The sequence below is a fragment of the Streptomyces sp. RLB3-17 genome, assembly GCF_007113425.2.
Classification (GTDB): domain Bacteria; phylum Actinomycetota; class Actinomycetes; order Streptomycetales; family Streptomycetaceae; genus Streptomyces; species Streptomyces mirabilis_D.
In genome coordinates this window covers 509,210-522,365 of the sequence record NZ_CP041610.2, presented here as the reverse complement: position 1 = coordinate 522,365, position 13,156 = coordinate 509,210, and the positions used below count along the sequence as shown (strand labels likewise).

13 protein-coding genes are annotated in these 13,156 nt (G+C 70.3%); 12 read left to right on the top strand and 1 reads right to left on the bottom strand.

Annotated features, from left to right (window positions below; genetic code table 11):
• The first annotated feature begins 73 nt into the window (after positions 1 to 73).
• The 5 genes from FNV62_RS02650 (at position 74) to FNV62_RS02630 (ending at position 4,793) form a co-directional block, all read left to right on the top strand.
• Entirely contained in the window at positions 74 to 322 is a 249-nt protein-coding gene (locus FNV62_RS02650) for a hypothetical protein (protein WP_143605127.1), read from the top strand.
• Positions 322 to 2,577, top strand: coding sequence for a heavy metal translocating P-type ATPase (locus FNV62_RS02645; RefSeq protein WP_144314578.1), 2,256 nt, complete (start codon positions 322 to 324; stop codon positions 2,575 to 2,577). The genes FNV62_RS02650 and FNV62_RS02645 overlap by 1 nt, the downstream gene beginning before the upstream one ends.
• Positions 2,574 to 3,095 carry a copper chaperone PCu(A)C gene (locus FNV62_RS02640; RefSeq protein ID WP_143606669.1) on the top strand — a complete coding sequence of 174 codons (522 nt, stop codon included), beginning with the start codon at positions 2,574 to 2,576 and terminating at the stop codon, positions 3,093 to 3,095. The genes FNV62_RS02645 and FNV62_RS02640 overlap by 4 nt, the downstream gene beginning before the upstream one ends.
• 149 nt (positions 3,096 to 3,244) lie before the next feature.
• On the top strand, positions 3,245 to 3,922 hold the full coding sequence (locus FNV62_RS02635) for a hypothetical protein (RefSeq protein ID WP_143599762.1): 678 nt from the start codon (positions 3,245 to 3,247) through the stop codon (positions 3,920 to 3,922).
• Positions 3,923 to 4,139: 217 nt separating this feature from the next.
• Positions 4,140 to 4,793: a sigma-70 family RNA polymerase sigma factor gene (locus FNV62_RS02630; protein WP_143612020.1), complete on the top strand. Its 654-nt coding sequence runs from the start codon at positions 4,140 to 4,142 to the stop codon at positions 4,791 to 4,793.
• 80 nt (positions 4,794 to 4,873) lie between these two features.
• On the opposite strand, the gene FNV62_RS02625 is transcribed toward FNV62_RS02630, so the two are convergent.
• Positions 4,874 to 5,377 (bottom strand): copper chaperone PCu(A)C, encoded by a 504-nt coding sequence (locus tag FNV62_RS02625; protein WP_225900104.1) that lies wholly within the window; start codon positions 5,375 to 5,377, stop codon positions 4,874 to 4,876.
• An 849-nt stretch (positions 5,378 to 6,226) separates the two neighbouring features.
• Between FNV62_RS02625 and FNV62_RS02620 the strand changes: the two genes are divergently transcribed.
• The 7 genes from FNV62_RS02620 to FNV62_RS02590 all read left to right on the top strand — a co-directional run bounded on the left by FNV62_RS02620 (position 6,227) and on the right by FNV62_RS02590 (position 13,151).
• A complete protein-coding gene (locus tag FNV62_RS02620; protein ID WP_143599759.1) occupies positions 6,227 to 6,979 on the top strand; it encodes an aspartyl/asparaginyl beta-hydroxylase domain-containing protein in 753 nt (250 codons plus the stop codon).
• Between the two features lie 228 nt (positions 6,980 to 7,207).
• Complete coding sequence (locus FNV62_RS02615) at positions 7,208 to 8,620, top strand: MFS transporter (protein ID WP_225900103.1); 1,413 nt, start codon at positions 7,208 to 7,210, stop codon at positions 8,618 to 8,620.
• A gap of 82 nt (positions 8,621 to 8,702) precedes the next feature.
• A complete protein-coding gene (locus FNV62_RS02610; RefSeq protein ID WP_225900102.1) occupies positions 8,703 to 9,851 on the top strand; it encodes a beta-ketoacyl-ACP synthase III in 1,149 nt (382 codons plus the stop codon).
• Positions 9,848 to 10,087, top strand: coding sequence for an acyl carrier protein (locus FNV62_RS02605; protein ID WP_143606659.1), 240 nt, complete (start codon positions 9,848 to 9,850; stop codon positions 10,085 to 10,087). The genes FNV62_RS02610 and FNV62_RS02605 overlap by 4 nt, the downstream gene beginning before the upstream one ends.
• 38 nt (positions 10,088 to 10,125) lie before the next feature.
• Positions 10,126 to 11,016, top strand: a complete 891-nt coding sequence (locus FNV62_RS02600; RefSeq protein WP_144314576.1) for a TauD/TfdA dioxygenase family protein — start codon at positions 10,126 to 10,128, stop codon at positions 11,014 to 11,016.
• Positions 11,013 to 11,540, top strand: coding sequence for an FcoT family thioesterase (locus FNV62_RS02595; protein WP_225900101.1), 528 nt, complete (start codon positions 11,013 to 11,015; stop codon positions 11,538 to 11,540). Before FNV62_RS02600 ends, FNV62_RS02595 begins: the two co-directional genes overlap by 4 nt.
• Positions 11,541 to 11,588: 48 nt before the next feature.
• Positions 11,589 to 13,151, top strand: a complete 1,563-nt coding sequence (locus FNV62_RS02590; protein WP_144314575.1) for a fatty acid--CoA ligase — start codon at positions 11,589 to 11,591, stop codon at positions 13,149 to 13,151.
• The last annotated feature ends 5 nt before the right edge of the window (positions 13,152 to 13,156 follow it).

Sequence of the window (13,156 nt, the reverse complement as noted above, 5' to 3'; positions counted from 1 at the left end):
GGCCGATCCGACTACTGAACCGGTGCGGCGCGATCCGACCGACGCCGTACGACGTGATCTGGAGACGCGGTTGATGGACGAGTCCCGGCAATCCTCCTGGACCGGCGCGGGTGCGGCCCTGCGGAAGGCGGCGCCCCCGCCCGCGCTCTGCGGCTTCCTCCTGTTGCTGGCCCTGATCTTCACGGTGTCCTACGTGGTGGGTGCCGGCGCCGGTCCCGTCGCACCCGGCATGCACGGCAGCGGCACGAGCCGCGACGGCGGCGATGGTGGCGGAGGCGGAGGCGTGGACGACATGGGCGACATGCAGGGGGGACACGGCTGATGGGCGCAGAATCGGTGAGCACTCTGGTGACGACCGATCTGACCGTCGGCGGCATGACCTGCGCCGCGTGCGTGACCCGTGTCGAGAAGAAGCTCGGCAAGCTCGACGGAGTGACGGCGACGGTGAACCTGGCCACCGGGCGGGCTCGCGTGAGTCATCCGACGGAGGTCGGCGTCGGGCAACTCGTGGCGACGATCGAGAAGGCCGGCTACACGGCCGCGCTTCCCGAGTCACTCAAGAAGCAACCACGTGAGGGCGGTCGGGAGGCCGAGGAAGCGCGGCAGGAGCGCGACCGGCTGCTGGTCACCGCGGTGCTCGCGGTGCCGGTGCTCGTGCTGTCGATGGTGCCCGCGCTGCAGTTCCGCAACTGGCAGTGGCTGTGTTTCATGCTGGCGGCGCCGGTCGCGGTATGGGGCGCCTGGCCCTTCCACGTACGGGCGGTACGAGGGCTGCGGCACTCGGCGGCGACCATGGACACGCTGGTCTCGCTGGGCGTGGTGGCTTCCTTCGCGTGGTCGGCGTACGCGCTCTTCCTCGGGGGCGCCGGTGACCCCGGCATGCGGATGCCGTTCAGCCTCGTTCCCTCCGCCTCGGACGGCGTCGCGCACATCTATCTCGAAGCGGCCGTCGGTGTAACGCTGTTCGTTCTGGCCGGGCGGTTCCTGGAGGCGCGGGCCCGGCGCGGCACCGGGGCGGCGCTGCGCTCGCTGGCCGAACTCGCAGCCAAGGAGGTGTCGGTACGGGACGGCGATTCCGAACGGCTCGTTCCCATTGAGGAGTTGGAACGCGGCCAGGTCTTCGTCGTACGGCCGGGCGAGCGGGTCGCCACCGACGGACAGGTGGTGGAGGGCAGTTCGGCCGTGGACCTCTCCCTGGTCACCGGGGAGAGCGAACCGGTGGAGGTCGGGCCGGGGTCGGCCGTGATCGGCGGGGCCGTCAACGTCGGTGGGCTGCTGCTCGTACGGGCCACGGCCGTCGGTGCCGACACTCAGCTCGCCCGCATCACCCGTCTGGTCACCGAGGCGCAGGCCGGCAAGGCGCGCGCCCAGCGGCTGGCCGACTCGGTGGCCGGTGTCTTCGTGCCGGTCGTGCTGGCACTGGCCGTCACCGCGCTCGGGTTCTGGCTGGGCGCCGGGGCCGATCCACAGGCGGCGATCACCGCGTGCGTGGCCGTCCTGGTCGTCGCCTGCCCCTGCGCGTTGGGCCTCGCGACCCCGACCGCGCTGATGGCCGCCACCGGCCGCGGTGCCCAGCTCGGCGTCCTCGTCACAGGGCCGCAGGCGTTGGAGGGACTTCAGCACCTCGACGCCGTCGTCCTCGACAAGACCGGCACGCTCACCACGGGCCACATGAGCGTCGCCCGGATCACCGCCGTACCGGACGGACTCGGCCGCGACGCGGTACTGCGGCTGGCGGGGGGCGTCGAGCAGGGCTCGGAACACCCGCTCGGGCGGGCCGTCTCCGCCTACGCCCGGCGGGAGCTGCGCGAGCAGCGGCTGCCGGACGTGAGCGAGTTCAGTGCCCTGCCGGGGCGGGGAGTGCGCGGCCGGGTCGAGGGGCGGCTGGTCGAAGTCCGTGCCCCGGACGACGAGTTGCCCGCCGCGCTCGCGGCTGCCCTGCCGGTGGCGGAGGCCGCCGCGCACACGCCCGTAATGGTCCGTGTGGACGGGGTGGCCGAGGCGCTGATCGAGGTCGGGGACGTCGTACGCCCCGGAAGCTACCGGGCCGTCGACCGGCTGCGGCGGCTCGGTGTGCGGCCCGTGCTCGCCACCGGCGACCGCGAGGCGCCCGCCCAGGCCGTGGCCGCGGCCCTGGGCATCGACGAGGTGCGCGCCCGCTGCACGCCCGAGGACAAGGCCGAACTCGTACGGGAGTTGCAGGAGCAGGGCCACCGGGTCGCGGTGATCGGCGACGGCGTGAACGACGCCGCCGCACTGGCCGGCGCCGACCTCGGGATCGCCATGGGCACCGGCACCGACGTGGCCATCGGGGCCGCCGACGTGACCCTCGTACGCGGCGACATCGAAGCCCTCGCGGACGCCGTCGTGCTGGCACGGCGCACCCTGGGCACCATCCGCGCCAACCTCGTCTGGGCCTTCGGCTACAACGTCGTGACCGTACCGCTCGCCCTGGTCGGCCTGCTCAACCCCATGCTCGCCGCGGCGGCCATGTCCGCCAGTTCGGTGCTGGTGGTCGGCAACAGCCTGCGGTTGCGCGGCCGGCAACCCTCACCCATCCGGAGGCGTACTCGATGACCGGACAACTGGTTTGGCATCCGACCCGCCGTCGGCTCACCGACACCCTGCTCGCCGCGCTCGCGCCCGTCGCCGTGTGCGGCCTGGCGCTCGGGGGTCTGAGCACGTGGACCGCGTACGGCAACGCGGGCAGCCCGGCCCGTATCACGGTCACCGGAGGCCGGGTGTACCTGCCCTACGGCGACGCCCCGGACACGGCGGCCTTCTTCCGGATCACCAACAACGGCGGCTCGGCGGACCGGCTGCTGAAGGTGACGTCCCGCGCGGTCGACGGAGCCGGCACCCTCAGCCGGCATCGCATGACCGGCACTCGGTCGGCCTCCGCGCAGACGGTGGCGTCGGTCGCCGTCCCGGCCGGTGGCACTCTCGCCATGTCCCCGTACGGACTTGATGTGACGGTCCCGGCCAAAGCGGGCCGGCAGGCCGGTGATCTCGTCTCGTTCACCTTGCATTTCGAACGCGGCGGGGCCGTGAAGACCCTGGCTGTGGTGGTCCGTCCGGGGCAGGACGGCACATGACTCCTCACCCTTAGAGGTCGGCCCGACCGCACGCCGAGTTCCGGCGGGGCGCTGTGTCCTGTATCACTCTCTTCAGGGTGAGTGGCGGGTCCGGGTGCGGCGCGTACCCACCCCTGCGAGCGAAGCCCGGATGCGAGGATGAGGCGGTCATGACGGCTGGCTGGGGTTTGCGCACGATGCGGGCCGCGGTGTTCGCGGCCGTCTGCGTGCTGCTCGCCGCCCTCGGTCACGTACTGATGTCGGGCTCCACCGTGCCCTGGTGGACGATGGCCGCCGGGTTCGCCGCCACGACCGGCGTCGGCTGGTGTCTGTCGGGCCGTGAGCGCGGGCTCGCGCTGGTGGTGCCCGCCGCGGTCCTCGCGCAGGGGGCGCTCCACTCGGCCTTCTCGCTGGCCCAGTCGGCGGCATCGGGCACCGGCACGGGCTCCGTGGCGCACGCCATGAGAGGCATGTCCTTGGGCTCCATGTCCATGGACGCGATGGACATGGGGTCCATGTCCACCGGGCGTTCGGAGCACGCGGGGCACCTCGCTCAGCTGGGTCACGGCATGGGCGGCACGTCATCGTTCGGCATGCTCGCCGCCCACGCCCTGGCGGCTGTGCTGAGTGGGCTGTGGCTGGCCTACGGCGAGAGGGCCGCGTTCCGCGTGCTGCGGGCCGTCGCGGGATGGCTGGCGGCTCCGCTGCGGCTGTCGCTCGCTCTGCCCGCCCCGCCTCGCCGACCGAGCCTGCGGCCGACGCGCGAACGTTCGGAGCGGGTGCCGCGGCTGCCGCTCGCGCACACGATCATTTCTCGGGGGCCTCCGGCCGGGATCGCTGTCGCCTGAGACAGCTGGTTTCCCGAAGCCGTCCCCATAGGCGCCGCGTCGTCGGCGCCGGGGCTTCGGGCACGGGCCGTTCACGTCGTACGGCCCCATCCCACCTCCCGTCCCGGGACGTTTCCGCAGTGGCGAACTCACGCCCGGCGTACCGGAGCGCGCTCGCGCGCGCCGCCGCGCTGCCGTGCCGCCGTGCCGGATCCCGGACAACCGAGAAGGACATCAGGTGATCACTCCTGTCTGCCCCGCGTCGCGCCCGAAGCGCGACGCGGGGCACAAGGCGGCGGATCAGCCCGGCGCGACGGCATCGCCCGACGATCCGGCCACCGCCTGGGCCCTTGCCGCCCGCGCCGGTGACCCGGACGCCGTCGACCGATTCGTGCGGGCCCTGCACCCCGACGTCGTCCGCTACATCACGTACCTCTCCTCCGACCGTCAACTGACCGACGATCTGACCCAGGACACGTTCCTGCGGGCGCTCGGCAGCCTTCACCGGTTCGAGGGGCGCTCGTCCGCGCGTACGTGGCTGCTGGCCATCGCGCGTCGCACGGTGGTCGACAGCTGGCGGTACGCCGCCACGCGGCCCCGGGTGGCCGACACGGACGACTGGACGATGTGGGCCGAGCGGGCCCAGCCGAGCGGTCTGCCCGGCTTCGACGACGGTGTGGCGCTGCTCGACCTGCTGAACGCGCTGCCCCCCGAGCGCCGTGAGGCGTTCGTCCTCACCCAGCTGACGGGACTTCCTTACGAAGAGGCTGCCGAGGCCAGCGGTTGTCCCATCGGGACGATCCGCTCGCGGGTGGCACGAGCCCGGGCGACCCTCGTCGAACTCCTTGTCGAGGCCGAGGAACCGCACGTTCCTGCCGTCGTCGTCGTGTGACGAAAAGGGTGCCGGTGCCCACCGTGAGCGGGGGACACCGGCACCCTTCCCGGCATCAGGCCGGCCCTGACCGCCGAGGCTCACCTCACGCCTTCGGTCACCCTCGCCCGGACGGCGACCTTCCCGCTCCGGCGGAACCACAAGATATAGGTCACGTTCTGCCCGGCTCTCAGCACGGGGGGATCCAGGATCACGACCCCGAGTCCTCCCGGCGCCATACGCACCGTGCCGCCCGCCGGGACGTCGACGGCCCACACGGGATCCGTACGCCCTGTCCCGGTGCGGCGCACCGTACGGCGCAGGATGCTGACGCCCAGTTCGGGTGAGTCCGCGTACAGCAGAGTGTCCTTCGAGCGGCCGGTGTTGCGGATCTCGAAGTACGCGGCGGTGGAGCCCGAGCCTGCGGGTGCGGCGATGATGCGCGCGTCGACGACCGTGATTCCGGGCGGCGGATCGCCTGCCGCGCCGGTCGCGGTGTACGTCGCCAGAAGGGCCAGCGCGCCGCAGGAGGCGCCCAACGGCGGCGCGACGGCCCGTAAGAGGTGGGCGAACGGCGTGTTGCGCGCCGGGCGCATCACACGCATCAGGCTTCTCGGCTCCATACGTCAGAGGTCGGGGCGTGCTCCCTGCTGGTTCCCGGCTCCTGCCGAGCTGACCGGTTCCGCCCTGTGGCGGCGGGGAAGGACCCCTCCGGAGCCCGGATCGAACGTGGTTGCGGAAGTGTGCGGACCGCGGCGGGGGAGGGGTGATCACGTGCGGGGTCTCGCACGAGAGCCGAGGGATGGATCACCGCGGGGTTGGCCGTGGGAACACGAGGCCGCCCGACCCGAACACCGGTGGACGAGGATCGGCAGGGCGTGGCCCCTGGGTGTTGCCACCCTGACCGTGCTGGCGGCCGGTTACGCCTGGCTGGGTTTCGTCGTGGACGGCGTCCCCGGAGCCCTGGTGGGCTGTGCCGCGGGGCTGGTGGTGAGCGGGTTGCTCCACGTGCTGCTGGATTGGGCGGTCTCGGGGCCACGGCCGGCGCGCCGCACAGTCCGCGGCGCGTCGCAGGTCCGTGGGCGCCTTCGAGGCCGCGGGTGAACAGAACACTGTGCGAACGAGGGAACTCCGTGGTCTGTCGGCGCGACTGCCTGTGTCCTCACGTGCCGCCAAGTGTCTCGAAGTGTCGCCACAGCAAGGGAAATCGGCCCGGAGAACGCGGGAACTCGAACCCACTCGCTACCGACTACTAGTTCGACAGCGCAGCTCGACACCCGCTGACCACCGTGCGAGGTCGGCAGGTCGAAGCGCGGAACTTCGGGCGAAGGTGGTTCGGCACACGTGGAACTCAGACGTCTGCTGCAGCGATCGGGTAGTTCGAGCGCCGGGGAACGGTGCTCCGGACGTCGACCGCTTCCGTGTGCCCCGGCCGCCGAACTCCGGAGAACCACATGACACCAGAGATGGAGAACGCCTTCGCCGCGATCAGAGCCGAGTTCGGTACGGAGTCGATCACCAGGGTCGAGCAGATGCTGGAGCCGGGCGGGAGCGAACGGCATCCGCTGCAGAAAGCGGCCAAGTGGATCATGCCGGGGCTCTCTCCCACTCCCTGGCACGACCCGTATGCCTACCCCGAACTGGCCCCGGTCGTCCATGAACTGGAGGCCAGTCATCAGGCGATCAAGAAGGAGCTGAGTGCCGCATGGGCGGCACGGCGGGAGGTTTTCTCGGACTACGAGCACTATCTGAAACGCCAGGAGGACTGGCAGGCCCTTTACCTCTTTCGTAACGGAAGTCTCGTCGAGGAGTCGGCCGCCGCGGCTCCCACCGCTTATCAGGTGCTCAAAGACGTCGCCGTCCACACGGGCAAAATATGTCCTCTCCTGGAATGTCATTTCTCCACCCTGTTGCCGGGCGCCGTCATCGAACCCCACTGCGACCTGTGGAACTTCAGCATCAACCTGCATCTCGCGGTGGACATACCCGACGGGTGCAGCATCACGGTCGCCGGGGAGACGCGTTCCTGGGAAGAGGGCAAGTGCCTGCTCTTCGACTACTCCTTCGAGCACGAGGCGCGCAACACGGGCACCCGCCCACGGACCTGCCTGCTCGTCGACCTCTGGCATCCGGAAACCACCGTCCCGGAGCGCCGGGCGCTGGTTGCCCTCATCACCGAAATCCGTCGGCTCATGGGGGAGGAGTGACGCGGGCGTAAGGAATTCGTTTGGGGAATTCTCTTTTCTCGCCGATCCGGCAGTTTCCGGCTGTCGGTTCCCAGCGCTGCCCTGATATTCCTTGAATACACGATGAGTGTCGAGAAGTCGCCCATTCCCAAGTCCGAATCGGGCTGCTACGGTGACGGAAAAACGTCGGTCTGCCGGAAATTAATTCCGTGGGAATTCCGAATGCTGTGATCCCGAGGGGGGTGATCGATGATGTCCACGACGGAGTCGGCAAAGGTTCCGCTCCGAAAGTCGATCGGACTTCCTCTGCTCGTTCTGGCGTCGGGTCAGCTCGTCATCTCGCTCGACTACAACATCGTGTACGTCGCCCTGCCCGACATCGGCGCCGGGCTGGGGTTCTCCGACCACGACCTGCAGTGGGTGGTGAGCGCCTACGTCGTGGCCACTGGAGGCTTCCTGCTGCTGGGCGGCCGGGCCGCCGACCTGCTCGGCCGGCGTCGGATGTTCGTCGTCGCGGCACTGCTGTACGCGGGGTCGTCCCTGGTGGGCGGCCTGGCTCAGACGCCCGGCGTCCTGGTCGCCGTCAGGGCGGTCCAGGGCATCGGCGGCTCCCTTTTGTTCCCGGCGACGCTGTCCCTGATCACCACCCTGTACGACGAAGGGCCCGACCGGAATCGGGCCTTGGCGGTGTGGGGTGCCGCGGGAGCCGGCGGGCTCTGCTTCGGGTCCCTTCTCGGCGGGGTCCTGGTGGAGGCGTTCGGCTGGCCGTCGGTGTTCTTCGTCAACGTGCCCGTGGCGGGAGCCCTCGCGGTGGCCGGGCGATTGCTCTTCCCCGCGGACGGTCCATGGGACCGCTCACGGCACTTCGACGTGGCGGGTGCGCTGACCGCGACGTGCGGGATCACGCTCCTGGTGTTCCTGCTGGTGCAGGCTCCCGCGGAGGGCTGGGACACGCCTGCGGCTCTCGCGAGCGCGGTGCTGTCGGTCTGCCTGCTGACGCTCTTCGCCGTCGTGGAGAGGCGGTCCCGTGATCCGCTCGTACCGGCACGGCTGTTCGCCCACCGCGGCCTGCTCGCGGCGATGGGGGTGACCGCGCTGTTCAGCGCGACGTTCAGCTCGGTGCCGTACTTCCTGACGCTCTACTTCCAGACGGTCCACGGGTACCGCGCGGTCGCGACCGGGCTCGCGTTCCTCGTGCCCGCCGTGGTGGTGGCCGTCGGTACGCAGGCCGGTGAACGGGCCGTGTCCGCCTTCGGTATGCGCCGCATGCTGGTCGGCGGCATGACGTCGGGTGCCGCCGGAGCCGCGGCACTCGGCCTGGCCCTCACCTCGGACGGCTCGTATCCCAGCCTCCTGCCGGGAATCGTGCTGCTGGGTCTCGGCCAGGGAGCCGCGTGGACGGGGATGTGGATCGCCGCGTCCGCCGGAGTGGCCCCCGGTGACCAGGGCGTCGCCTCGGGACTGGCGTCGACCACCCTGCAGGTGGGCGGCGCGGTCGGCCTCGCCGTACTGGTCGCGCTCGCCGGTGGCGTCGGGCAGAACGCCTCCGGGCCAGGGCTCCTCGACGGCATCCGTACCGCCGTGTTCGCGATAGCGGGCGGCATCGGCTGCGGCGCGCTCGCTCTCCTCGCCCTTCGCGGGGTCACCGGTACCAGTCCTTAGTCACTCCTCAGACATCCCCTTCGCCTCCCAATTCCCTGTCCGGGCCTTACGGCCCGTCCTCCGTCATGCCAGGAGATTCCCCATGTCCCCTTCCGCCGCGGGCCCTTGCGCTCCTCCGGCCGCCGTCCTGTGCGGGCTGGCCGGATGGGTGCCGTCCCGTGTGGTGACCAACGAGCACCTCGCGCGACGGCTCGACACCGACGACGCATGGATCCGCACCCGGACCGGGATCCGCCGACGGCACGTCGTCGACCCCGGACAGTCGACGTCCGACCTGGCCGTCGAAGCCGGCCGCCGGGCACTCGCCGCCGCCGCGACGGACAGGGTCGACGCCGTCGTCGTCGCCACGACGACCCCGGACCACAGCTGCCCGGCCACCGCGCCCGCGGTCGCCGCACGGCTCGGTCTGACGGGGGCGGCCGCCTTCGACATCAGCGCCGTGTGCACCGGGTTCGTCTACGGCCTCGCCTCGGCCACCGGGCTCATCGCGGCCAGCGTGGCCGAACGGGTCCTGCTCATCGGGGCGGACACCTACTCCACGATCGTGGATCCCCTCGACCGGGCCAACGCGATCGTCTTCGGCGACGGTGCGGGAGCCGTCGTCCTGCGCGCCGGACACCCCGACGAGCCCGGCGCGGTCGGCCACTTCGACCTCGGCAGCGACGGCGCCCACGAGGACCTGATCACGGTCGCGGCCGGCGGCTCCCGACAGCGTTCCCGACCGGGCGAACCCAGCCGCCAGGACCGGCACTTCGCCATGCGGGGCAGGGAGGTCTACCGGCACGCCGTGACGCGCATGGCCGCGTCGGCGCGCGCCACGCTGTCCCGGGCCGGCTGGAAGATCGACGACGTCGACCACTTCGTACCCCACCAGGCCAATCTGCGGATCCTGTACTCGGTGGCAGACGAGCTCGGTCTCCCTCGCGAGCGGTGCGTGACCCATGTCGAGTCCGTCGGCAACACGGGCGCCGCGTCCATCCCGCTCGCCCTCGCCTACGCGGCTGCCCGTCAGGCGCTCCGGCCCGGCGACCGGCTTCTGCTCACCGCCTTCGGAGGCGGCCTCACCTGGGGCTCCTGCCTCCTGACCTGGCCCACGCTCCCCGCGCCGGCCCATCTGTACGACCAACCGCCCCATCCTCACGACGGCCTGGCCCATCCTCACGACGGCCTGGCCCGTCCACACGACGCCCCGGCCCATCCGTACGACCAAGGAGAACGGACGACGTCATGAGCACCACCTACGACCAGCTGGTCGAGATCCTCGCGAGGCTGCACGACGCCCCGGCCGACCGGATCAGCCCCGAGGCGACCATCGCCGAACTGGGCGTCGACTCGCTGACGATGGTCGAGATCAGCATCCGCATCGAGCGCGACCTCGGTGTGGCCATCGGCGACGACGAACTCCGGCCCGACCTCACCCTCGTCGACCTCGCCGGACTCGTCGACGCCCGTCGAGCGGCCCTCTGACGTCCTCCGCTCTCCCCTCCCCACGAAAGGCAGTACCCATGCGGATCAATGAGCAGCCCGGCACAGCGATCGGCGCGACCGTCGAGGGCTTCGACCACGCCACCGCCTCGGCCGGCGACATCGACGCGCTCAAAAGCACGGTCTACACCAAGAAGATCGCGGTCCTGAAGGGCCAGGACCTCTCTCCTCAGGAGTTCCTCGAACTCGGCAAGCGGCTCGGGCGCCCGGAGACCTACTACGAGCCGATGTACCACCACCCGGAGGTCACGGAGATATTCGTCTCCTCCAACGTGCCGGAGAACGGAAAGCAGATAGGCGTACCGAAGACCGGCAAGTTCTGGCACGCCGACTACCAGTTCATGCCGGACCCCTTCGGAATCACCCTGATCCACCCCCAGGTCATTCCCGAGAGGAACCGCGGCACCTATTTCATCGACATGGGGCGGGCGTACGGCAGGCTGCCCGAGGAACTCAAGAAGGAGATCGGCGGAACGTACTGCCGGCACTCGGTGCGCAAGTACTTCAAGATACGGCCCCACGACGTCTACCGGCCGATCTCCGAGATCATCGAAGAGGTCGAACGGAACACCCCGGCCGTCCTCCAGCCGACCACGTTCACCCACCCCATGACCGGGGAGACGGTCCTCTACATCAGCGAGGGCTTCACCGTCGGCATCGAGGACCACGACGGCAGGCCGCTCGACGACGAGCTGCTTGGGCGCCTGTTCGAGGCCACCGGTCAGCTCGACGAAACCTTCGAGCACGACAACATCCACCTGCAGAGTTTCGAACAGGGCGACCTGCTGGTCTGGGACAACCGCAGCCTCATCCATCGCGCCCGGCACACGACCACCCCCGAGCCGACCGTTTCCTACCGCGTCACCGTGCACGACGAGCGCAAGCTCCACGACGGGATCAAGGCGGCATGACGGCCCCCTCCATGGCCCGGCACCCCACGGACGAGGACCTGTTGGCGCAGGTTCTGGTGCCTTACAAGGATCAGTGCACATACCTGCGCTCGGCGGTCGTGACCGAGAGCGACGCCGGACGAGCCGTCGCCCGCTGCGAATTCGCGATTCCTGAGTCGTGCTACATCGACGACACCGGGCACTTGAATTCCGTCGAGGTGAACATCTGCTACAACCAGATGATGTATTACCTCGTCGCCAAGTCCGTGAAGGAAGGACTGGGGACAGGGTTCGAATCCTGGACGCTGGACGACTTCTGGAAGCGCCAGCTCCCGGACATCCTGATCGCCCGCTTCGCCTCCAACTTCCGCCGACCCGTCAACCCCCGTGCGTTCTCCGGGGAGATGGAATTCCGGTCCGTCACCCGGCGCGCCCCGGCAGACGGCAGCCCGTTCCTCCACGCCGAGACCGCCTTCCGCTACTGGGACGCCGACTCGGGCCGGTGCGACGGCGAGGCCATCCTGGCGTTCGTCAACGTCCCCTGACGCGCCCTCCGCAACCCCACCCAGCGGCAAGACAGGACGGAGACCCCCATGCCCATGGACAGACTCCACCACCCGCAGCTCCAGACACTCGTCCAGACCGCGAGTTTCCACGCACACCACCAGCCCACGACCCCCGCGGTTCTCTTCGAGGGCCGCACGGTGACGTACGAGCAACTGCACCGCGAGAGCAACCGCATCGCCCACGCCCTCCAGGCCGCCGGACTCACGCCGGGCGACCGGGTCGCGTACCTCGGCAAGGAGTCCGAGCACTACTACGAGATCCTCTTCGGCTGCGCCAAGAGCGGCACCGTGCTCGTCCCCGTCAACTGGCGGCTCACCGCGCCCGAGGTCAGCCACATCCTGCGGGACTCCGGGACCCGACTGCTCTTCCTGGAGGAGGAGTTCGGGCCGGTCGTCGAGAAGATGCCGACCGCGCCCCCCGACACGGTCGTCGGCCTCGGAGAGCCCTTCGCCGTCTGGAAGGCATCCCACCCCGACACCGACCCGACACCGCGCATCACCCCCGACACCCCCGTCGCCCAGCTCTACACCAGCGGCACCACCGGACTGCCCAAGGGTGTCGTGCTCGCCCACCGCAGCTTCTTCGCGATCCGCGACGCGCTGGCGAGCGAGGGGCTGGACTGGATCGACTGGCGCGCCGGTGACATCGCGCTGATCGGCATCCCCGGCTTCCACGTCGGCGGCCTGTGGTGGGCCACGCAGAACTTCAACGCCGGAACCACCATCGTCGCGATGCGGGCCTTTGCCGCCCGCCAGGCCGTCGACCTCATCCGCGGCCTCGGCGTCACCACCGCCTGCGTCGTCCCGGCCATGCTCCGCATGATGCTGACCGAACCCGGTGTCGGCGCCAAGGACTTCACCACCCTGCGCAAGACCGTCTACGGCGGTTCCCCCATCTCCGAGGCACTGCTGGAGGAGAGCCTCGCCGTTCTCGACTGCGAGTTCGCCCAGATCTACGGCCTCACCGAGACCGGAAACACCGCCGTCTGCCTGCCGCCGGCCGCCCATGTCCCCGGCGGCTCCCTCATGCCGGCGGCCGGGCGGCCGTATCCGGGAGTGGGCAGCAAGGTGATCGACGGCGAGGGGCGCGAACTGCCACCGGGCGCGGTCGGGGAGGTCTGCCTGGCCACGCCGGCCCACATGGTCGAGTACTGGGGACTGCCCGACAAGACCGCCGAGACCCTCGTCGACGGCTGGATCCACACCGGGGACGCCGGATACATCGACGAGGACGGCTACATCTTCATCCGCGACCGCATCAAGGACGCCATCCTCGTCGCCGGCGAGAACGTCTACCCCGCCGAGATCGAGAACGTACTGGAGCACCACCCCGGCGTGGCGGAGGCCGTCGTCGTCGGCGCCCCCGACGCACGCTGGGGCGAGTACGTGCACGCCTTCGTCGTCCCCGCGCCCGGGCAGCAGCCAAGCCCCCGGGACCTTCACACCTTTCTCGTCCCGCGGCTCGCGAGCTTCAAACTGCCCGCTCGCTACGAGTTCATCGACAGCGTCCCGCGCAACCCCAGCGGAAAGATCTTGCGCCGCGAGCTGCGCGACCGCTTCTGGGGCAACTCCGCACGCAAGGTCAACTGACCTTC